This window comes from Mesorhizobium amorphae CCNWGS0123 (assembly GCF_001686985.1).
GTDB lineage: Bacteria > Pseudomonadota > Alphaproteobacteria > Rhizobiales > Rhizobiaceae > Mesorhizobium > Mesorhizobium amorphae.
The window spans coordinates 23,291-45,585 of sequence record NZ_CP015322.1; the positions used below are offsets into that span (position 1 = coordinate 23,291).

Genomic DNA, 22,295 nt, shown 5'->3' on the forward strand with positions numbered 1-22,295 from the left:
AATGCACGACACCCCCGCGAGTTGGGCGACCGTCAGCAATGCCGAGCACTGTCACTTATTTCGCCCTGGAAAGGGATAGAACGAAAGCCTTGCGAAAATAGTCCCTCGCCTGCTTGTACCTAAAAGAAAAAGTTGCGGAAATCACGATTTTTCGGCTGGAGGTGAGCGATGCGGCCTCCATGGCGACGCCGGCGCCTTGGGATTGGTTTGGCCGTCGGCTTCTGTGCGCATCTGGCCAGCCGACACGCGGCAGTGTGACGGCCGCTGCTCAGTAGCGGTTGCCGAACCAGCCCTTGCTCTTTGGTGGCGAGGGCTCCTGATCAGCCCATGGGACGGACGTGTAGGACGGCCTCGGGTCTTGGACGCGCCAAGCCTTCTGCCAGTAGTAGAAATTGAGGGGTACTCGGGCGAGCACGCGACCATCGGCAGACAGGAGGTCGGAAGCGCATGCGACGACGGGGCCTTCGTAGTGTTGCACGCGACCGGTATAGCCATTGAGCGCTCCGGGCCGGCACGCAAAGACACGAACGCCTGCGGCGATCGTGTCCGGGGCTTCCGCAGGGACGGAGATCGTCTTGATGCCTTCCTTGGTAACGAGCGTGCGCACAGGCACGGAGCTCCAATGCGAGCGGCGCAAGGCGCTATTCGCCTGAGCTTCGGTCGGATAGCCGGTTCGCTGGGTAATGACCGGTGGGAAGCGGCCCAAATCGGGCGCATATTCTTGCCGGCTGCGACTGACCCGATCGGGCTTCCAATAGGAGTCCGTAACCGAAACGGGGCCGGCCCAATGTGAAGCATCCGGCACTCGCCCGGCGCAACCGGCGAGCAAGGCCGCGGATGCGACGAGGTGGAGGATGTGACGAAAAGAATGCATCTCGGTCTCGGGGGTCATGGGTTTGCAGGTGAGGGTTTCCGGTGGAGCGAGCCATGCCATGGCGACAACGCCATAAGGCCACGTCTGCTTTCCCAGCGTCGCGGTCTGGCCCAGGTCGCAGCCGTCGACGCCGCCGTAGGTGCACGAAGCAAAAGTTGATTACTGGTTCCCATGAATCACTCCTCTTCGGATTCATTGAGTCAATAAACTATCTTGCAAATCGCTGTGCAAGTGTCTCTGACTCAGATGCAGCGAGGGGAGGTGTGTGATCGTATCCGCATTGGTGCCCGATGGGCTAGGTAGGGAGCCTCGGTGTCGAGTTGACGCTGGGCGGTCTGATTTTCTGGATTTCGGCAAGTCTGGACCATCGGGCAATCGGTAGCCTGAATGCGCGCTACGCCGCAGCCGTCGCAGCGGCATCCGACTGGACGAACTCAGCGGCTTCGGGGGTAGCCTTGCCTAGTGTCGCTGCGAGCCTCTCGAAGCCGCTCTTCGAGCGCTAAATAGCGAGCCGTAATCGCATTCAGCTTTGTGAAGAACTGCTTGCTCTGCGCAGGGTTGCCCGGCACAGGTGGAGGGGACAAAGCAAAAAGGGCATCCCTATCAGCGTCTAATTGTTCCAGCTCCGAACAGAAACGGCAAACCTCGTGGTCGGTCGTTCCGGAACTCCGATGTGACGCACAGCGCGCGGTACGCACAGGGTTAGTCAGCCGATCCACATCGTTTGACGAAAATACGATCGTATCCAAGGCGTTTCCTCCACGCCGGGTTGTGGCCATGCAACCTGGAATAAATGGGGTTGCAACCTAAGTATACTGGCGGTTTCGCCTGTCACTTTTGACAGGTCGCGAGACGCTGGGATCGAGCGAGGAGCAACCTGGTTAGATGGGCGTACGAATGGCTGGAGAGGCACGTCGATATCAAGGAGGTAAGCTGGATATGGCGCAATTTGACTCAAAGTTTCACGACATGACGGAAGGTATTCGAGCAGTTGCCTCTCTTGCGGACGCAGCGGACCGTCTGAACACAATTGTCGAAAGTTACGGCCTTGAGACGGCGGCCTTTCTTACCGTCAGTCCGGTTTACGAGGAACCGAGCAAGCCATTCTATGTGACCACCTATTCGCCTGACTGGGTGAAACGCTATATCGAGAAGGATTTTTTCGACATCGATCCCGTGCTTCGCCATGGGCTACGTGCTGTGACATTGGTTGATTGGAAGGAGATCGACCTATCGGACAAGGCCGTGCGCACGTTCTTTGGTGAAGCGAGGGAACATGGTGTCGGGAAGCATGGCATCACGTTCCCGGTTAGGGGTGTCGACGGCGACCGCGGCATTCTGAGCGTGACGAGCAACGAGAACGCTGCGGCGTGGCAGGCGTTTCTCAAATCCGAGGCCCGCGACTTCCAGTATCTCGCCGGCGAATTTCACAATGCTATCGGTCGAATCCAAGGAAGGCCACGCCATCAGACGGTCTGCTCCGATAGAGAGATCGAATGCCTGAAATGGTACGCGAGGGGAGAGAAGGTCAAACGGACCGCAGAGATACTGTCGCTATCCCCTCGCACGGTGCGATTTCATCTCGATCTGGCACGGGCCAAGCTGGGTGCCAAAAGCTTGGCCCATGCGGTTGCGATCGCTACCGAGCGCGGCCTTTTCTTTCAAAAACTGTTCTGATCGGTAGCCAAGCGCTTCGCGGAAGCCGCCTGTGAACTCGTTGCGTTTCGTGAAGCTGGGAATGATAGAATGATTGGATCATGGGAAAGAACGGAGACGTCGCTCTGGACAACCTGATCCAGAAGGCACCGCGTGGGTAGAATGCTGGCCAAACCAAGTGTCCTATTCGCAAACCACACGGTACCGCTTGCCGGGCTCGCTGATGTTCTTGCAGACAAGCGGCTTGTGTGGCTCGGAAGAGGAGAGCGGAGGACTTGCGGCCGGCGATGCCCGTCTGTTTGATGTCTTGAGACTTGCCGTACGGCGCGGTTCGAGCCGTTCCGGCTCCGGTGGCGCAACCGGAAACACGCTGGTTTCGATCTGTGGCTGCTGCAGGTGTGACGGCTCTTTGTCAAAGAATCGCCTCGTATCAAGCGCTCTCGGAATAATCACCGTACCATCATCGCTGCGCGCGCAGCCGCTACCCAACAGTAAAGCCAGCCCCAGGAGAAAAGGCAGTATCCGTCCAAACATAAGCTTAACCCTTGTCGGGCCTATACCCCGGCTTGCGGGTCGCCGACAACCGGCGCAATGGACACGAAGAAAGGGCGGCATTGCTTGCCGCCCTTTCGAAATTGTCGAGATGCGTGACGCAGGGGCGGATAGTTGTTTAGGGCGAGTGTGTCCAACAACAGGTCCATCGAAGCCAGCTGGTGCCTTATCCTTGGTTCAGGTTCAATTGTTGGAAGTACCAAGACGGGTCATCATCGGACGAATCCGTCTCGATACTGGCTCCACTCGAATACCCCTCAACACTTGTGGCACTACCGCTATCATCGCTCACGGCTTTAGAGAGATATAGCCCAGGTTTGTCGGCCCGCTGCCATTCACCGTCACTATTTTCCGTCCACTTGTCGGGACGCTGCGTCGGGTCAAGCACCCACCGATTTTCACCCACGTCAACAAACCCCATCTGCGCCAGCCGGGCTTCCATCCCTTGCGAAGCGGGGCGTGACATGATCAACGGCCGTTCGCCGTCGAGTCGAAGTTGATGCTCGAGCAGAATATCACCTGCGTTCTCGACAAGCGGATGAGTAACCCGAAGATCTACAACCGATGTGATCTCTTTTCGACCAGGAAACTGTTCCCGCCACGGCTCGTTATTGATGCCAAATCCGCCCTCTGTTCTTAAAAGCCCAACGCTTTTTTCGCCCAGATCATAACTGAAATATCGCGCCTTGGGCGTATCAGTGTCAGTGCCACCGTAGAGCCGAGCGATTGTTGCCGTGCGCCCGGCTTTTGAGGACACGAAAGGCGAGTACTCTTGTGGATTTTCGGCGATGTGCTTGATTTCATCGCCGTAAAAGTCCTTCACTTTTCTGGCGAATGAAGACCTTTCGAGCTCGACGACAGGAGGTTGGGAAGCAAGCGAGTACGGGTGTGTCGGCGCAGAAGACGAACTCGCATGGGGATCCGGCGCCGACCGGGACGGCATTCCCGCAAGTGTTTCCGTAAAGCTATCGCTCTCAACCGACTGACCCGGTTCGTCAGCTTGGCTAGCGCGTGTGGATGAGCCACTGATTGGATTATACATGACGCTTCCCTTCGGCTTAAGTCTTTTCGCAGTTGGAGGCTGTCTAAGCCTTGCTGCGAACCATACTCGGTCAAACTGACGATGACCTGACGTCAGGTTCGAGAGCATGAGAAGGCATCGAGTTCCCCCACCGGCCCTGTGCAGTTCCAGCCAATCCAACTGCTTTGCACACTTGCGCCAAGCAGTTGTTCCCTCTCGCTTTCAGCCTTGACAGGGAGCCTGAGAGACTAGCGATAGCTTTTCTGAGACCTTTGCCAAAAGTTTGCGATAAAATCCGGTCTTTTCTCAACAGAAGCGGCTCCCCTCCAAGAGCACGGATTTTGGATCGGATTTACGACTCCATTTCTCGGAACGGCTCGCAGGTGTGATACCGTGCGCGGTCGCTTCCTCCGGCCATATCCATGGGCAGAAACCGACGTCAGCCCCTGAGTCGGTTCTGGAGTGCCTGCCGGTCGGCGACGAGATTGTCGAGGTGCAGCACGGCTGGCTGGTGTCCTTGCGCCAATCGTCTAACCAGAGCCCGCGTGCCGTCGACCATAAAGACGCCGCAATCATAGCTGTTCGGCTGCTGGGCCATGCGGGCTGGCTCGAGGCGAGCGCCCAGCCTTGCTGCGAACTCTGCTGCGGGCTGGTCATTGTACCCGCGGGCGGAGTCGTAGTGATAGGCGACAGGGCTTTCCCGCACACGGCGGTCGACGAGCAACAGCGACCAGTGGTTGCCGGGGCGATCAGCTTGGGCATTGCTTACTGGCATAAACAGGAAGTCAGCTGTATCGTTACCCCTCTGATCATGGACTATGCGCTGGAATGCGCGTAGCGCGAGGATCTCGGCGCCCAAGCGCAGATGATAAAGGGCTACGAGGGGATCCACGAGCCGCGTCCGCGCGGCGAGATCAGGATTGTCCCTCTGCAGATCCTGTGCCAGGAGCGCGTAATCCGCCAAGATATGCTTGTCGGCCAGCCACTCACTGGCGCCGAGCTCCAGCCAGCCGCCATCGTGGAGCGAGGCTGCCGGATGCAAAGCTCCGACCTGAGCGTCGGACGGTGGGCGCGGGAGCTCCGGCGCATAGTGAGCATCATCCCGCAGCTCCTGCGGAGTGACCGGCAAATGAACCAGCGAGTCAAGGCCGCCGTAGATGTCCGACTGAGCCCTCGGCGTTGCCGCGGACGCAGCTTCACTCATCGGCCCGACTTCGGCGTGATGGACGAGCTGAACGTCGGATGGTAGGGGCGGGAGCCCCGGCGCATAGTGAGCATCATCCCGCAGCTCCTGCGGAGTGACCGGCAAATGAACCAGAGAGTCAAGGCCGCCGTAGATGTCCGACTGAGCCCTCGGTGTTGCCGCTGACGCAGCTTCACTCATCGGTCCAACTTCGGCGTGAGGGATGAGCTGAACGTCGGATGGTAGGCGCGGGAGCCCCGGCGCATAGTGAGCATCATCCCGCAGCTCCTGCGGAGTGACCGGCAAATGAACCAGAGAGTCAAGGCCGCCGTAGATGTCCGACGGAGCCCTCGGCGTTGCCGCTGACGCAGCTTCACTCATCGGTCCAACTTCGGCGTGATGGATGAGCTGACCGTCGGATGGTAGGCGCGGGAACCCCGGCGCATAGTAAGCATCATCCCGCAGCTCCTGCGGAGTGACCGGCAAATGAACCAGAGAGTCAAGGCCGCCGTAGATGTCCGACGGAGCCCTCGGCGTTGCCGCTGACGCAGCTTCACTCATCGGTCCAACTTCGGCGTGATGGACGGGCTGAACGTCATTCAGTCCTGCCGCCCCCTCAGCCCTTGCGGAAACCGCCCTGGGTGGTTCCATCGTCCGGTCGAACAGCTGTGGCCAGGTGGGATTCCCCGGCTGCGAGTTGGGCAGCGGAGCGGCTTCCGGTCGATATCTGAGGCGAATGGCAACGCCTCGCGGATTGAGTGGGGTTCTCGGCCTACCCCCTAGCGGCAACCAACCCGCCGTGTAGCGCTCGCCATCAATCAAAAAGCTGGTCAGTTGAACCTCCTGGTTCGGCATGAGGTTGCTCCTGTCCAGCGCAGCGATCAACTCGTCTGGCGCGCGCTGGTGGGCGTGGCGCCAGTTCAAGTGACGAACGGCCTCTCCGAAATCCGGGGCCTGGGAATGGCGCGCGGTTGGCGCGAGGGAAGACGGTGGGCCAGCTTCTTCCAGCATCTCCCAAAGTTGATCCTGATCGTAACCTTCCCCGGGGAGGGCCACTGGAGATCCGACAGCGCGCGGCACGGTGGCAATCTGGCGCTCAGGTTCCAACGCTTCGCTGCGCGGCAGTGACTTGCGAAGGTGAGCCAGAGCGAATACGACCCGTTTGTAACTACCGGGATAGCGAATGACATCTTCATCCAGCGACTTGTCATGAAGCCGAGCAGCAATGCCCGGCATGTTGTTTTGACGCAGGTAGTGACCGAAACTGCCAAGGGCACTTGCATAGTTACTGGCGCTATCTGGACTGAGCCCGCTCGCAGGCGCTGCTGATTTGTACTCTTTGATGAGGGCCGCGTCGTCGGGATAAGGATTCAGGACAGTACGTCCTATCGTTGGCGCGGGTGCGCCCGCCTGGTATGTCTTCAGATACTTGAGAGCCGGAACGATGGACGACGACCCCCCGTTTCTTTCGAGCTCCTTGACGTCGTCGTCCAGCGACTTGTCGTGAAGCCGAGGAGCAATGCCCTGCTTGTCGTTTTCAACGAGCCAACGGCTGAAGTTGAGAAGACAATTCACATGGCGCGTGGCGGTGCCGTCCTTGGCCCCACGGGCGATGAGTGCCGCCCTGAGACCCTCCATGAGGGACGCATCTTCGGAATAAAGAGGACGCTTGTCGCCACCTACGCAAACCGTTGTTGAACGATCCGGCCGCAGCGCCGAGGCGCCTAAGATCGCCCCACCACCTCCGGTGTGCGGCGCTGGTATGTAATCTTGCCCGCTCCCCTGCATTATGGGCTGCGCTTCCCTTGACGACGAAGCCAGTTGATGGATAGGGGCCTGCAGCACGCGACCGCCTGAATTGCCGATCGCGCTCAGTTGCCGCTCAATGGCATCCCCTTGGGGATTGCTCAGCGTCCTCTGCCTCTTCGCTGGTCTCAACTGCTCCGGCTGATCCGCCCCTCGCAGAACCTCCTCTGGATTGACAGCCAGCCCCGGCGAGGGGACGGCTGGGCTTGGCTGATCAACAGCGCCTGCCGGCGAATAGGGAGGTGAGGGCACACCTTGCCAAAAGTTCGCCGTGCCCCAACTGTCGGCTGGCAGCTGACCAGCTTGATCCACCCCCTCCCAAAGCTCCGCTGAATTGAAACTTGACCGCGAGCGGTCGGGTTGATCGTCCGCCTGCCGAGAGCCGTTGGCGGGTGTCGTCTCGGGGTGTCCGCTGACACGAGCCACATCATCGATGAGGCGCCCGCCTTCCATGGAGGGAGGCCTGCGATCAGCTAAAGTACCGCGCCCACGATATTCTTGAAGCACCGTCAGCGCTCCCATTGCCAGCTTATCCCGGTCCCCGAATGACTTGACATGTGCGACCAAGGAATTGTGACCGAGTGCAGTAATCGTTTGGCCAGGGCCGAGGGATTTCGTCAATCTGCGAAGGGTCCTATCATACTCCTCGGCGGTGCTCGGTAGCCATCCCCGTCGGGCAGCCGCCGCCTGGACAGCCTGCTCGATGAGGTTCCTGTCTTCCACAGAGGGTTCATTGCGCGGACGTCCGTCAGCAGGAGCACTGGGGTCGCGATGCTTACGAAGCAACATCAACGCCGCCACAATTGACCCGTCATGGGAAAAGAAACTTTTAGCGTAAGCAACCAAGGATTCGTGATCGAGTGTAGAAAGCGACTTGCCTTGCGACCCGAGATCATTCCCCAATCTGCGTAGAGCCGCCGTATAACCCCTGGGCGTTTGCCCTTTCAGATCCCGGCGCGCAACCTCGGCCTTGATCGCCGCGTCGATGAGGCTCCGGTCGCTATCAGACAGATGAGGATAAAAGCGGTCTCGAGGCGCATGGACCCCTGCGACGGGGTCGGCACCAGAGGAACCATGATGTGGAGGCCTGCGATCCGCTAAAATACCTGGCTCACGATATTCACGAAGCACCGTCAGCGCGGCTCCCATCGCCTCCTTATCCCGACCCCCGAATGACTTGACATGTGCGACCAAGGAATTGTGATCGAGTGCAGTAATCGTTTGGCCTGGGCCGAGGGATGTCGCCAATCTGCGAAGAGTCCTATCATACTGCTCGGCGGTGCTCGGTAGCCATCCCCGGTCCGCAGCCGCCGCCTGGACAACCCGCTCGATGAGGTTCTTGTCTTCCACAGGGGGGTCATTACGCTGACGTCCGTCAGCAGGAGCGCCGGGGTCGCGGTGCTTACGAAGCACTGTCAACGCGGCCACCATCGACCCGTCATGGGCAAAGAAACTTTTAGCGTAAGCAATCAAGGATTGGTGATCGAGCGCAGAAAGCGTCTTGCCTTGCGATCCGAGATCATCCGCTAATCTGCGAAGAGCGGCTGCATAACCCCTGGACGTCGGCCCTTTCAGATCCCGGCGCGCAACCTCGGCCTTGATCGCCGCGTCGATGAGGCACCGGTCTTTGTCAGACAGACGAGGATAAAAGCGGTCTCGAGGCGCATGGATCCGTGCGACGGACGCGGCATCGGCTTGGCGCGCCTCGCGCAGCAAGTGCTGCTCAAAGCCATTGTGCCCGGCGTGCGCCGCCTGCTGCCGTTGCATGGCGTCGAACGTCTCCCGCCAAGCCGGATCCGTTGGATTGAAGTTAGGTAGGTCCACGCTTGTCCCACGCTTATAGGTCACCTGAGGCTCAAAACTACTCGGGCAAGCTGTCGAGAAGCTGACGATCCCCGCCGTCTGTAAAGCGAACGCTCGAAGAGAACAGTCTGCGGTCCGGTGCCTCTACGTCTATCGCGGATGGGCAAACGAGGATTTCCATGCTCGCAGTATGGTCCCTAAAGGTCGCGTCGATCTCGGCCGACGGATATTGGCGGAGATGCCGCGCCTTGCGACCGTTTATGATTTGTACCTTCTCGAACTCGGTCAATTTTCGTTGGGCAAACGAGCTCGCGGGTTAGCCGAAATTGCCCCACCCCCAGAGCGCGGGCCTCCGATTTGAAAGTCCCGTTTTTGGCGGGCCGGTTTGGGCGCGCAGTTGCGCCAGCCGCTGAAGAGGTGAAGTCTGCCACCGCGGCCGGGGGCCATTGCTACTTGTCGCAGATACCCGACTTCATATCCAACAGCTCGAGTTTGACGAGTTTGCCGGAAAGAGAGAAGTTGCTATAGTTCATCACTAGGTCACGCGCGATCCCATTTTCATGTAACTTTAAGTTGATTATAGTTTGCGGAAGTTCGTCGCCGCCCTCCGTGCTGTCGTCGAAATAGGCAACTTCGATCGGCCAAGCGCGATCCTTTTCCAGTTTGGCGAGAGCTGGCGCCTCAGGGTCGTTCTTCTCGGCCTCGGCCTTCTTCCCGATTAGGACGCTCGTGGTCATAGCCTTGTCGGCATCGCCGACGCCGTCGAACAGTCTAGTCTCATAAAGGGTCTCACCGGCATCGGCACGGTTCATGATGTCGAGCATATGCTGCGTCGGAAACTGTGTTGAGCCAATGTCGAAATCCTTGTGCTCCGGCTTCTCCAGCCTGACCATGACGTTCTGGCCCTCGCGTGTCGCCGTGCCGCGCACCTCCTTCTGAAGTGCCTGGTCGACATAGGTCTTGGTCATGAATGAGAAAGTGTTGCCGTCGGCAGCCTCGAAGGTCGTCATTTGCTGGTCGGTCAGCCCACTCGTGGTGACCGAGTCGATGCGCGTCACAATGCTGGTATTGGTTGTATAATCTAGGCAGGCAGAGCCATAGAACTCATAAATCATACGACCCGTTACGTCGGCAATCCCTGATCTGTCGGAAGCCTTGATCAGCGTCATGTCGTAAACGGCACGATGAGGTAGCAGAAAGCGCGCGGCGGCCGTGTCCGAAAGCACAAAGACACAGAGGGCGATGATAGGAAGGACGAGCCGTCTCGGGATACGCATTCGCAACTCCAGTTGGCGCAACCTGCTGTCGCGCAACGAGAGCATCAAGAGTCGTGCCAACCGCGCAGAAAGAACCTCAGAAACTGTGCTACATATTATTCAATGGCGTAACTGAGCGTGTGTGGGCACGCCGACCGAACATCACCGTGTCGCGAAAGCGACAAACCCTCTCAACATGGGCAGCGGCCCTAATAGGTTCCTAGTCGTCAATCCTGAAGCGTGCTCCCACCGCCAACGCATCCGCAATAGTGGCCGAACCACTGCCGCGTGGCGTGGCGCAGTCGGTGCGATCGGTCACCGAAATCGTGAGGGGGAACTCGCGAAACGTAGTGAAGCAGCAATGGCACAAAGTGTCGGACCGTCGGACCGCTTTGTGCGGATGTATCAGGATCTTCATACGGCCGCGAACGCCATGAAGATCGATTCAATCGTCGAAGCGTCCGACCGTCATCCGTGCCGTGCTCGATCGACTCGCAGCGAACTCCGAAGTCATCGACGCAGTGCGCGGCAACCCCTCCTTGTTCGCCTCGAAGGCTGAGAAGCAGGAATGGCAGCCGGCTATTGAAGAGCGCGCCACGCTCAAGGGCCAACATCGAGTGCCACATCCGCCTTCGGTCGATCGTCGCAACACGACCGTCCGGTGCGCGGCAGCTTACTGAAACCACGGTGCCAGCACTCCTAGCTATTGCGTAGCGTAAAGCGCACGCGCATGCTGTCGAGCGCATGGATCGCATTGTTGGGGCGCCAGACAGGTTCGCTAACGAACTCGATTGATCCGACCTTGCTTGCGATCGCAGTCAGGACTGCCTCTGCTTCCGCTCGGGCAACGTTCTGGCCCACACAGCCATGGATCCCCACACCAAATGCGAGATGACCGACAGGTCGTCTGTCGACCTTGTAGTACCTGGCTTCCGGCCACTGATCTTCATCAAGATTGGCCGCGCCGAGAACACAGAGGATCTTGGTATCTTGGGGTATGTCGACACCGCCCACGGTGGTGTCGACACTGGCCGTCCTGCAAAACGAATGGACCGGCGACGTATACCTCAGTGCTTCCTCGAAAGCTGGCCGGGCAAGCTTGGGATCCCTCTTGAGCTTTTCGAACTCGCCCGGATTTGACGCAAGGCACCACACCGCGTTGCCAATGCCGGTCACGGTCGTGTCGACGCCCGCCGACAGCAGCGACCGCACGAGCATTGCAGCTTCGTCCTCGGTCAGTTCGCCGGCATCGGCTGCCGCGTAGATGGTTTCGCCGAAGCCCCCCGGAGCCAACGCTTCGCGTTTGCAGTGCTTCATGATCCAGGGCATGATTTGGGGTCCCCGTTCCAGCGCAGCGCTGCGCAAGGCGTTATCAGGACCCAAAGCGTTGAAGCCGAACGCACCGAAATCAACCAGCGCGCGCGTGTCGATTTCTTGAAGCCCGACGGCCGCAGGAAACACACTTACGGGAAATGCCTCAGCCAGATCCGGAACCACATCGAACTCGCCGCGCTCGACCAGGTCGTCGACCAGCGCGTTTGCCCTCTCGGCGAAAGCATCCTTGAGCACACTCATCGCACGGGGAGACAGGGCGCGTGAAATGACTGTTCGCGTCCTTGTGTGATAGGGCGGTTCCACCTCCAATACGATGGATGGCTTGCGCCAGGACGGAGCGACTTGGAAATCCGTGAGGCCAACTCCTCGGGAGGAAACGAAGCGCTGCCAGTCGGAGAAAACTTCCCTAGTCTCATTGAAGCGACCGCAAGCGAGAATGGCATACCGGGGAATGTGGACGAACGGACCACGCTTTCTCAGTTCGACATAATAGGGTGCCGGGTTACGGAGAATCTCCGCATCGTACGGATCGATGTCCCACACAGGAATATCGGCCGAGATCTTCGTGGGGATATGATCCGCTACCAGTTGCATACCACGGCTCCCGATTGGTCGTGTCAGTGATGCGGAGCTGCGATGCCGACGTGGCGATCGAGCAACTCCTTGTTGGACTTGAGCTCCGACGCGGCGCCCTCGAACACGATGCCCCCCTGTTCGATGATGATCACGCGCTCGGCGAAATCGAGCGCGATGGCTGTATGCTGCTCGACGAGCACAATCGTATGCCCACGCCTCGAAAGCTCCTGAAACACTGCGACCAGCCTCTCACATATGACCGGAGCCAAGCCCTCCAGCGGTTCGTCGAGCAGGATGATGTCCGGCTTTCCCATCAGCGTTCGGGCGACGGCCAGCATTTGCTGTTCGCCGCCGGAAAGTTGGCGACCGCCGTTTCGCCGGCGCTCCTTGAGTCGAGGGAAGAGGTCATAGGCCTCCTCGATGCTGGCGCCGTTGCGCACGCCGGCCTGCAGGTTCTCTTCCACGGTGAGAGAAGGGAAGATGTCCCGCGTCTGCGGAACAAGGCCGAGGCCGAGGCGCGATCGCTTATGGGGCGGGAGCCGGTCAATGGGCTGTCCCTTGAGTCGGATCGTTCCCGAATGCTGCCGCGTCAGACCCATCACCGTGTTGAGCGTCGTGGTCTTTCCGACGCCATTTCGCCCGATGATCGCGAGTCGCTCCCCTTGCACAACCTTCAGAGAGAGATTTCTCAGGATATGGGTCTCGCCATAGCCCGCGACGACATTCTCGAGTTCCAAAAGTGTTTCAGCCATGGCCCGCTCCGAGGTACAACTCGCGCACGCGCAAGTCGCGGCTGATCTCTTCAGGCGTGCCCTCAACGAGAACCGCGCCGTTAACGAGGACGATGATCCTGCTTGCAACTTCGAACACCAGTTTCATGTCGTGTTCGATGATCAAGACCGAGAGATAGGTCGGCAACCGCTTGATTGCATCGACGATCAGATGACTGTCGGATGACGGAACCCCTGCGGCGGGTTCGTCGAGTATCAGGATCCTGGGCTTTAGCGAAAGAGTCAAAGCAAGTTCGACCAACCTCTGCTGTCCGTAGGCGAGGCTGCGAACGAGGCGGTTGGCCAGAGGGAGCAACCGGAAGTCAGCCAGAAGCTCTTCGACCTCGGCCTCGATGGCCGCATCGCCATCGTGGCGTTCCAGAAAGCGAAACGTCCTGTGCTCTCGCTCGAGGATGGGCAGGCGGATGTTGTCCCGAACGGACAGGTCCTTGAACAGGTTGGTGATCTGGAAGGTCTTTGCGATGCCTGCTCTTACGCGGGCAGCCTCGCCAAGCTGACTGATATCCTTGCCGTCAAGATGAATGGAGCCTGATGAAGGCTGAAGCGCTCCAATGATCAGGTTTGCAAAGGTTGTCTTTCCAGCCCCGTTGGGGCCAATCAGTGCAGCGCGAGCTCCTGTGGGAATGTCGAGCGTGATGTTCCTCGCGACCTGCAGTCCGCCGAAATTCTTCGAGAGGTTTCTGATCCTGAGGCCCGATGTCATTTGCGCGCCCCGATCATGCCCGCCACCCGCCTAGGCAGCGAGATAAGACCATCAGGCAGGAAGAAGACGACTGCCAGAAGCATGAAGCCGATGACGAACAGCCAGTTGAAAGGGTCGATGCTGGCTGCGACATGACGAACCGTCATGAACACAAGCGTCCCGATCAACGCACCATAGAGGCGACCGGCACCTCCAAGAATCAGCATCACCATGACATCCGCGGATAGCGCGAAATTGAACGCTTCCACGCTGACCAGGCTGGTGATTTGGGCAGACAGGGCGCCGGCGATACCTGCGATCGTTCCCCCAATCACATAGGCCGTCACCTTGCGCCAATAGACCGGTGTGCCGATTGCACGCATTCGGCTAGGACTGTCCTTGATGCCTCGCAGGGCGAGACCGAAGGGAGATGCAACAAGGACACGCAGGACCACCAGGATGATAAACAGGACACTGAACGCGTACCAGAACGCTGTCTTCCCGATGAAATCAAACTCGAAGACCCCCAGGATCGGCGTCATGGATATGCCGGTTAGTCCGTCAGCGCCGCCGGTGACATCACGCGCCTTCGAGGCGATCTCCTGCAACACCATTGTGATCGCGATCGACAGCATCAACAGCGACAGCCCATGCGCGCGCATCAACAGCAGGCCGGAAAAGAACGCGATCAGGGCTCCGATCACCGCGCCGACGGCAAGTCCAAGCAGTGGATCGGGTGACGCGTGGATCGCAAAGAGCCCGGCAGCATAAGCCCCACACCCGTACATTGCCGCATGACCCAGCGTCGCGACACCCGCATAACCGAGGATCAGGTCGAAAGAGACCACGAAAACCATCATGATCAGCATCTGGGTCAAGAACCCCAGATCGTACGGAAACAGCCAGAAGGCGGCGAAAGCACAGGTGATCAGGATGGCAACGGGCAGGAGCTTGCCGGTGCCACCCAGCGACGTGCGCACGATATCGATTGTAGAAATCCGGATCATGATGGTCTGACCAGAAGACCGTTCGGGCGCAGGGCCAGAAGCGCTATGATCGCAAGGAAGAAGAAAATTGTCCCAACATCGGGAAGCAGGTATCTGCCGGCCGTATCGAGGATGCCGAGGCTCAAAGCCGCGATGAACGATCCGACAATGCTCCCCATACCGCCGACTGTCACGACGGTGAGAAAGAGGACCATGTATCGCAGAGGATAGTATGCCTCGATAGGCAGCAACTCGGCGCCGAGAATTCCGCCGACTGCCGCCAGCCCCGCACCAAGAGCGAAGGCGGCCAGATACACTTTGGGGGTATCGATCCCGAGTGATGCGGCAGTGTTCTGGTTGTCGACTGCCGCGCGCAGATAGATGCCGAACCGCGTGCGTTCCACGAGCAGGTATAACCCCGTCACCATCAGAAGCCCGACGACGATGACGATGATCCTATGTAGCGGGAGCACCTTGAAGCCGAGATTAACCGGAAGGCTTACTTCCGGCGGCATCCGGATCGTTAGAAGGGTGGAGCCGAGGAAGAGATTGACGGTGGCGATCATCACGAAGACGATCCCGATCGTTGCAAGAACCTGTTCGAGTTCGCTGAAGCGATAGATGTGACGGTACACCAACCGCTCGAGGGGGATCGCAATCACGATCACGGCAATCACAGAGGCGGCGAGGGCCGGGACGAACGGCATCCCATATCGCATGGTCAGCACGTGAGCGCACGCCCCGCCAAGCAGGGCAAAGCCGCCATGGGCGAGATTGACGATCCGCATCAAGCCCATCGTCACTGACAAGCCGACGGAAATCATGAACAGGATCATGCCATAGGCGATGCCGTCGACAACTATGCTGAGGGCGACCGTCATCAGCTAACACCGATCTTGAAACAGAGGTTTCAGCAATGCGGCATGGTGGGCTCGGACACCCACTATGCCACGATGTGTCAGCGATCGAATCCGAGGTCCGGAACGCTTTTCACGAGATCGAATTCGCGGTTCACCAGGCGTCCTCCATCGCGCTCCACACGGCGGATATAGACATTCTGGACGACATGGCGCGATGTTGGGTCTATGCTCACCGGGCCGCGTGGGCTTTCCCACGACAAGCCCTTCGCGGCTTCGATCGCCTTGTCGCCATCCGTTCCGGCTAGCTCAATCATCTTATAGATCAAATGCGCACCGTCATAAGCGCCCATCGAAGCCATATTGGCCCTGGACTTTGGAAAAAGCTCGCCGAGCTTGGCCGCAAACGCCCGGTTCAGGTCCGAGGTGTGGACATCCGAATAGTGATAGGCCGTAGTCAGTCCGATTGCCTGTTCGCCGAGGGCGTCGATGGTCGTCTCGTCAGTCTCACCGGTCCCAATAAAGCCAATGCCAGCTTCCTTCAGTCCGTTCTCGCTATAGGCCTTCGTGAAGGCGAACGTGGCGGGTCCGGCAGGGAGGAACGCGAAAACCGTATCAGCCCCGGAATTCTTGATGCGCTGCATGAAAGGAGCGAAATCGGTCGTCTGCAAGGGCATACGGATTTTCTCAACGATCGTCCCGCCCTGCTGTTCGAAGGCGCTGCCAAAGGCGGTCTCGGCGTCGATGCCTGGATTGTAGTCCGAAACGGCGGTGACTACCTTCTTGGCGCCGTTCTTGGCGGCCCACTGCGCAGCCGGTACTGCCACCTGCCATAAGGTAAAGCTGGTGCGAACGAAGTATTTCGACTGCTTGTTGATCGCAGAGGTTGCCGCATTGAATATGATCGCCGGAACCTTGGCCTGATTGATCAGTGGAGCGACGGCGAGCGCGTTCGGGGTAAAATCGAAACCGGCCAGATACTTCACGCCCTCGCGTATGAGCAGTTCCTGAGCGGCGGCTTTGCTCGCATCCGGGTTCGGCCCCCCGACGTCCTTGTAAATGAACTCGATCGTATTGCCGTTCACCTCGTTGCCATGCTGCGCGACATAGACTTGAATAGCTTCCTTGAACTGCTTGCCCCAGATGGCATTCGGGCCTGAGAATGTTGCGATCACACCCACCTTAATGGTTTCCGCGAGCGCCGCGCCGCCAAGCGCGAACGTTGCGATCGCGGTTGCAAGCAGGCCCGCACAAAGTCTCCTCATCGTACTCCCTCCCTTAGATTGCCGGGTCTCACAGTGCCAAGCCCTGCCGGTTTACCTTGTGAAACCTGATGTCTCTCCCTTATATTTTAGTAAGGATTCTTGACTAAATTGTCAAGCAGCGAAGCTTCGTCGATTGGCCGTCGTCGTAGGTGAAATCCGATTGAAGCGACAAGGCGCGCAAGATTTTCTGCTACCGAGAACCAAGTTCTGTGACCGCTGCCGTTTTGGAATGGCCCCCTGCAAATTGCACTTGTAGCCTTATTTCGTCATGTAAGCTGACGAAATGCTTCAGCCAGATGCGGTGAAAGATTGTTCGACAGATGCACCGAGTGGTCGGCGGTAGACGAACCCAGCAGCTTTGCGCGAAAGGTAAAAAGGGTAGCTTGGTTGAGAGTCCACTCGGTTCTTGGCAGACTAGCCGGCAAGTAGGGCGACCACCCCGGCTAAGAGGGGATGGTCTACGAGACGGGTCGCGCGAGTTGACGCGAAACCTAGCCAATGGCTGCTCGCTTCAGCTTTTGCACGGACTGCGCGTAAGGGGCAGGGGCGACTGTCGCGCGAACCTTGAGCTGCTCGTGGCGCTCGACATGCGGCTTGCGAGAGCCTCCGCCTGGTTCGCCCCATGTCAGGACAATCTGGGTGCCCGGCGTCGCGCAAGCCGCATCGAGCATCGCGAGTGACAGCATCTCGCCTTCGTTCGCACTGTAACCGCAATGACAGGAATGCCCAACCAAGGAGCCGTCCGGCGCCCTGACCTCGTCGAATTGCGGCCAACCATAGTAGGCAACCGGAAAGTCGAGTGCCTTGAACCGCGGCCCGTCACCGAACTGCGACCCGAAGATCTTCGCCACATCCTCCCTGTTCCAGACCAAAGTGACCTTCTTGCGTCGCTTTCCTTCCGGCAGAGCTTCGAGCGCTGCGCGTCCAATGAAATCATGATCGAACTTGATTATGTGACCGTATCCGAGGTCCCATGGTGTGACGTAGTAGTCTTCAATGTTGTCTGACAGGAAACTGCCGCCGAGCTGCGCGTTGGCTTCCCAGCCATTGCCGGAAAGCCATTCACGGTAATCCCTCAGTTCGGCGCCGGTATATATGCCTGGAAGGGGATAGGGCATCCAACCGAACTCGAAGATGGTGCTGAAGTAGGTCTTGGTACCCCCCTGCTTCAGCCCGTGCTTCTCGCCAGCGGCAACGAGTGCCGAGCGCACCTTGTCCATCTCTTCATAAGGCCCGGACAACTCCGCGCCGAGGTGTCCGGCCATGCCATGCCGCAGCACAAGGACTTTGCAGCCGCCAATTTTCACTTTCGCCGTGCGGAAGAACGGAATCTCGGGTGCATCGCCCTCAACGGCGTCGTTGAATATCTTGCCTGCATTCGGACCTTCCAGCTGGAAACGATAGAACCAGCGCTTTCCCGCTGGATTGTATGGGGTCGGGTCGTCACGCTCGATAGTGACGTCGTAGCCGCCCTTTTCGGCATTGAACTGAACCCAATTCAGCAACGGCATGCTGCTGATGAGTTCGAAGGTTTCCTCTTCAAGTCGATACACGACGCAGTCGCCAATCACGTGGCCTCGAGGCGTGCAGCCGACCAGCTGTTTTGCCCTGTCCGTCGAGAAATTCGCGAGGCTGTTGATGCCGATCTTCTCGAGAAGCCGAAGAGCGTCGGGACCTTTCAGAAGCATTTCCGGCATGTGATGCGACTGATCGAAGAGGATCGCCGATTTCCGCCATGCACGCTGTTCGTCGCGCCAATTCGTGAACTCAGGAGGGATGTACGCCGCCGTAAGACCCGTCCTGGCTCGATAGTGCGGGGCAAGGGTATCATTGTAGAAATACTCGACGAGATCCCGCTTCTCGTCGATAAGTGTTTGCAGCGACTTCTCGCCGTTTGCCTTTACCATCGTGATTGATCCTGCTCGATGTAAAATATCGCCTTGCCAACCCCTAGTGAGGAGGGAACCGCTAACCTCACGAGCCAACCCTATTTTGCAAATCGGGAGACAATCGACGAAGCCAAGCTGAAGCGATGCCATGCCGCAAGAAATCAAGCGGCGTCGCTGGACGGCTGCTGAGCGCAGGGCTCCAGTTCGCGACGCGAACTTCTTGATGACGCATCTCTCCTCCCTTGGCGGCCGTCAACCGCCTTCCTATATTGTTCGGATACCTGACGATATATTCGCCGGAGCCGATGTGTCAATCCACTGGCCGCAGAGATTGAAAAAGCCGAAAGCACGGCGTAGCGCGCGGTAGAAGGATGTATAAGCTGACCGAGTGGGAGGAGAGACGATTGGCATGAGACTTAGAAATTCCTGGCGGCGCAACAACATTGGCCGTCGTATGAACGAGGCAGTGAGATTGTTCGAGGCGCAGATCGTGGAGAATCTGCGATCGAATGGGCACGACGAGCTCAGCGTCGCCCATATCAATCTTACGCGAAATCTCGATGAGGACGGGACCCGACTCACCGAACTCGCGCGCAGGGCGTCCATGACGAAGCAGTCCATGAGCGAACTGGTCGATCAGGTCGAGCGGACCGGACTGATCGAGAAGAGGCCTGATCCGACGGATGGCCGCGCGAAGCTCGTGTGCTTCACCGACAAGGGGATGGCCTGGCTCGAGGCATTTCATCGCAGCCTGGAGGTTGCCGAGAGTGAAATGCGCGCCGAGCTCGGTCCTGCCATGGTCGACTTGATGGTTGAAGTGCTCGCAAAGTATGTCGAGGCCCGCGAGGGGGATGTCGAGCGAGAATAGTGCCTTGACAAATCGTCTGGTTTCCTTACCAAATGCTATGATCTTCAGGGCATTTTGGGGAGGATCTGTGTGGACGGTGCCGTGGTCGATGTTGCAATTTCGGGTGGCGGGCCGTTTGGCCTGATGCTTGCGAACGAGCTCGGCCGGCGAGGAATCTCGGTCACCCTGTTTGATGAGAAGCCTTCGACGGCATTCAATCCCCAGGCGAACGCGACCCAGGCCCGCACGATGGAGCACTATCGGCGTCTAGGGTTCGCCGAGGAGGTCCGTGCTCTTGGCCTGCCGGACGATTTTCCGACCGACGTCGCTTATTTCACGCGCTACACTGGACACGAGCTTGGACGCTTCCGCCTGCCGTCCGCCCGGGAAGCGCGCGAGAGAGTGTCGTCTCTTTCGGGCTCCTGGAGCGCGGCCGAGTTGCCGCATCGCGTGTCGCAGAAATATGTAGAGCAGGTGTTGCGAAAGCATGCCGAAGCCCAGCCCGGCGTCTCGATCAACTATGGCTGGCGCGTAAGCGAGTTCATCGACTCTCAGGACGGCGTGTCGGTAACGGCGCAGGAAGTCCAGACCACCTCTCGCCGCACCGTCCGGGCCAAGTATCTTGTCGGCGGCGATGGCGCCCGCAGCTTCGTGCGCAGACAACTCGGTATCGCCTACAAGGGCGATGCGGGCGCGGTGCGAGATTTCTTCGGCGGGCGCATGTTCGCGATCTATCTGCGCTGTCCGCAATTCTACGAGGTCGTGCCCTTCGCGCCGGCGTGGATGAACGTGACTTTCAACAACCAGCGCCGCGCCTTCATGGCCGCGGTGGACGGCCGAGGCGAATTCGCGTTTCACACGCAGCTTCGCGAAGGCGAGAAGGAGGAAGACATCACGGACAAGCAGGCGCTGGAAATGTTCCAGGCCGCGGTCGGCCATCCCGTGGAAGCCGAGGTGCTTTCCCGCGGCACCTGGACGGCCGGCTACGCGCTCGTCGCAGAGAGCTATTCGCGGGGACGGGTGTTCCTCGGCGGAGACGCCGTCCATTTGTTCACGCCAGCGGGCGGACTGGGCTACAACACCGCCGTCGACGATGCGGTCAATCTGGGATGGAAACTGGCAGCAGCGATCAAGGGCGTGGGCTCGCCGACTATACTCGACAGCTATGAGATTGAGCGGCGTCCCATCGCGGTTCGCAACACGGGCTTTGCCAAGCAGTTCGCCGATTCGATCGGCCTCTATACGCCGAAGCCCGGCCTAGAAGACAACACGGCGCAAGGTGTGGCTCTCCGAAGAGAAGCCGGCGCTTATCTTTCTGGGCACGGAAAGGCGGAGTTCAACATTCCCGGGATTACCTTCGGCGCCCGGTACGACGCGTCTCCGATCATATTGTCGGAGAAGAGACCGCCGGCCGAGGATCGCCCGGACGTTTACACCCCCACAAGCGCGCCTGGCGGGCGCGCTCCCCACATATGGATCGATGCGTCGACCTCGCTTTACGATCTGTTCGGCTTCGAATGGACGCTGCTGCGCTTGGGAAGGACGCCCCCGGCGGTGGACGCCATTACATCTGCGGCTGCCCAAGCTGGCATGGACCTGAGCGTAGTCGACATTGCCTCGGCCGAGGTGGAAAGCCTGTATGAAGCGCCGTTGGTGCTTATCCGCCCCGACCAGGTCGTTGCGTGGCGCGGGACACGCGATGCGGATGCGCAATGCACGATCGAGACCGTGCTCGGGCGAAGGATGTCCGGCCTTGAGAAAATCGCCAATGAAGGCGCACAGGATACGGTATCGACGAACAGTATGCACGCATAGCTGGCTCGCGCTGCCAGCTCTGGGAACCACCGCCACCATGGTCGAAACCTTTGCCCTTACGCTCAATCCGGGACGCGTGGTCTTCGGACGGGGCGCGGTGTCACAGCTTCCCGCCGAGGTCGCGCGCCTGCGCTGCAAGCGGGCGCTCGTTTTGTCGACCCCGTCCCGGAAGGCGGACGCTGAGAGGCTCGCTGGACAATTGGGCGAGGCGGCGGTCGGGGTTTTCGCCGGCGCGACGATGCACACGCCGGTTTCCGTCACCGAGCGAGCCTTGGTGGCGTACGAAGGCGAACGCGCGGACTGCGTGGTCTCCTTCGGCGGCGGGTCGACTATCGGGCTCGGCAAAGCGATCGCGTGGCGCAACGATACGTCCCAGATAGTGATCGCGACCACCTATGCCGGCTCGGAGGTCACCCCCATTCTCGGAGAGACGGAGGAAAGCCTTAAGACCACCAGACGCGATCCCCGCATCCTGCCGGAAGCTGTGATCTACGATCCCGACCTGACCCTCGGCCTGCCGGTCGACATGAGCGTTTCAAGCGGGCTGAACGCCATGGCCCACGCGGTAGAGGGCCTTTATGCGCAGGACCGCAATCCGATCTCTACATGGCAGGCCGTCGAAGGCATTCGCGCGTTGAAACAGGCTTTGCCGTGCATCGTGGAGAATCCAGTTGATGGCGAGGCGCGTTCGCTCGCCCTCTATGGTTCCTGGCTCTGCGGCACCGTTCTCGGCACCGTCGGAATGGCGTTGCATCATAAGCTCTGCCACACGCTGGGAGGGAGCTTCGACCTACCGCATGCGGCAACGCACGCGATCTTGCTGCCGCACTCAGTGGCACACAACGCATCCGCCGCAGCCGAGGCGCTGAAGCCGATTGCAAATCTCTTCGGTGGCTCGCTCGGCGGCGGCCTCCACGACTTCGCCGCCTCGCTGGGCGCGCCGCTCGCCCTGCGCGATCTCGGGCTCGCCGAGAGTGACCTTGACTGCGCCGCCGACCTGGCCGTGCGCAACCCCTACTGGAACCCGCGGCCAATTGACCGCGACGCCATCCGCTCATTGCTGCAACGGGCATGGGAAGGAAAGCCCCCGCAATAGGCGGG

Annotated in this window: 15 protein-coding genes; 4 read left to right on the forward strand and 11 right to left on the reverse strand. The window is 59.4% G+C overall.

The annotated features are described in order from the left end of the window. Positions 1–268 precede the first annotated feature (268 nt). Positions 269–934, reverse strand: a complete 666-nt coding sequence (locus A6B35_RS30230; RefSeq protein ID WP_244426094.1) for a hypothetical protein — start codon at positions 932–934, stop codon at positions 269–271. An 879-nt stretch (positions 935–1,813) separates the two neighbouring features. Here A6B35_RS30230 and A6B35_RS30235 point away from each other — a divergent pair. After that, a complete protein-coding gene (locus A6B35_RS30235; protein WP_006205848.1) occupies positions 1,814–2,551 on the forward strand; it encodes a helix-turn-helix transcriptional regulator in 738 nt (245 codons plus the stop codon). Positions 2,552–3,248: 697 nt separating this feature from the next. Here A6B35_RS30235 and A6B35_RS30240 read toward each other — a convergent pair. From A6B35_RS30240 to A6B35_RS30295, 10 genes are all read right to left on the reverse strand, one after another. Continuing rightward, complete coding sequence (locus A6B35_RS30240) at positions 3,249–4,025, reverse strand: host specificity protein (RefSeq protein ID WP_193364576.1); 777 nt, start codon at positions 4,023–4,025, stop codon at positions 3,249–3,251. Positions 4,026–4,542: 517 nt separating this feature from the next. Next, on the reverse strand, positions 4,543–8,859 hold the full coding sequence (locus tag A6B35_RS36815; RefSeq protein WP_244897182.1) for a Ulp1 family isopeptidase: 4,317 nt from the start codon (positions 8,857–8,859) through the stop codon (positions 4,543–4,545). Positions 8,860–9,344: 485 nt separating this feature from the next. After that, positions 9,345–10,172 carry a cell envelope integrity EipB family protein gene (locus tag A6B35_RS30255; protein ID WP_040583510.1) on the reverse strand — a complete coding sequence of 276 codons (828 nt, stop codon included), beginning with the start codon at positions 10,170–10,172 and terminating at the stop codon, positions 9,345–9,347. Positions 10,173–10,850: 678 nt separating this feature from the next. Next, complete coding sequence (locus A6B35_RS30265; RefSeq protein WP_050900813.1) at positions 10,851–12,080, reverse strand: cytochrome P450; 1,230 nt, start codon at positions 12,078–12,080, stop codon at positions 10,851–10,853. 23 nt (positions 12,081–12,103) lie between these two features. Beyond that, a complete protein-coding gene (locus A6B35_RS30270) occupies positions 12,104–12,814 on the reverse strand; it encodes an ABC transporter ATP-binding protein (protein WP_006204625.1) in 711 nt (236 codons plus the stop codon). Then, the gene (locus A6B35_RS30275; RefSeq protein ID WP_006204624.1) at positions 12,807–13,556 is read right to left on the reverse strand and encodes an ABC transporter ATP-binding protein; all 750 of its coding nucleotides are present in this window, start codon (positions 13,554–13,556) and stop codon (positions 12,807–12,809) included. Before A6B35_RS30275 ends, A6B35_RS30270 begins: the two co-directional genes overlap by 8 nt. Beyond that, entirely contained in the window at positions 13,553–14,542 is a 990-nt protein-coding gene (locus A6B35_RS30280; protein ID WP_006204623.1) for a branched-chain amino acid ABC transporter permease, read from the reverse strand. The genes A6B35_RS30275 and A6B35_RS30280 overlap by 4 nt, the downstream gene beginning before the upstream one ends. Then, positions 14,539–15,402, reverse strand: a complete 864-nt coding sequence (locus A6B35_RS30285; protein WP_006204622.1) for a branched-chain amino acid ABC transporter permease — start codon at positions 15,400–15,402, stop codon at positions 14,539–14,541. The genes A6B35_RS30280 and A6B35_RS30285 overlap by 4 nt, the downstream gene beginning before the upstream one ends. Positions 15,403–15,479: 77 nt before the next feature. After that, a complete protein-coding gene (locus tag A6B35_RS30290) occupies positions 15,480–16,643 on the reverse strand; it encodes an ABC transporter substrate-binding protein (protein WP_006204621.1) in 1,164 nt (387 codons plus the stop codon). 491 nt (positions 16,644–17,134) lie between these two features. After that, positions 17,135–18,550: an aminomethyltransferase family protein gene (locus A6B35_RS30295; protein WP_006204620.1), complete on the reverse strand. Its 1,416-nt coding sequence runs from the start codon at positions 18,548–18,550 to the stop codon at positions 17,135–17,137. A gap of 436 nt (positions 18,551–18,986) precedes the next feature. Here A6B35_RS30295 and A6B35_RS30300 point away from each other — a divergent pair, with 436 nt between their 5' ends. The 3 genes from A6B35_RS30300 to A6B35_RS30310 all read left to right on the forward strand — a co-directional run bounded on the left by A6B35_RS30300 (position 18,987) and on the right by A6B35_RS30310 (position 22,290). Continuing rightward, positions 18,987–19,400 (forward strand): MarR family winged helix-turn-helix transcriptional regulator, encoded by a 414-nt coding sequence (locus A6B35_RS30300; RefSeq protein ID WP_006204619.1) that lies wholly within the window; start codon positions 18,987–18,989, stop codon positions 19,398–19,400. 69 nt (positions 19,401–19,469) lie between these two features. Further along, positions 19,470–21,194: an FAD-dependent oxidoreductase gene (locus tag A6B35_RS30305; RefSeq protein ID WP_006204618.1), complete on the forward strand. Its 1,725-nt coding sequence runs from the start codon at positions 19,470–19,472 to the stop codon at positions 21,192–21,194. A 37-nt stretch (positions 21,195–21,231) separates the two neighbouring features. Then, positions 21,232–22,290, forward strand: coding sequence for a maleylacetate reductase (locus A6B35_RS30310; protein WP_006204617.1), 1,059 nt, complete (start codon positions 21,232–21,234; stop codon positions 22,288–22,290). The last annotated feature ends 5 nt before the right edge of the window (positions 22,291–22,295 follow it).